Annotated in this window: 1 pseudogene; it reads left to right on the top strand. The window is 55.5% G+C overall.

The window, feature by feature from the left end:
• Positions 1 to 254, top strand: a pseudogene (locus tag JAO32_RS19785) (peptidase S10); the annotation flags it as partial.

Raw genomic sequence — 254 nt, 5'->3', positions numbered from 1 at the left:
TATGCAGCGATCGCCTGGTATCACAACAAGGTTCCGCATACCGGCACGATGCAGGACTTTGTGCAGAAGGCACGCGAGTTTACGCGTGGCGAGTATGCGATTGCGCTGGATCAGGGCGATATGCTGCCGCCCGCTGAATTCGATGCAGTGGCAACGAAGCTGGCGGGGTTCACGGGACTTTCTGTTGCGTATTGCAAGCAGGTAAAGCTGCGCATTGATCCTTCGCGCTTCCGTAAAGAGTTGCTACGCGATAA

Source organism: Terriglobus sp. ADX1 (assembly GCF_036877645.1).
GTDB lineage: Bacteria > Acidobacteriota > Terriglobia > Terriglobales > Acidobacteriaceae > Terriglobus.
This window is presented reverse-complemented; position numbering and strand designations above follow the sequence as displayed.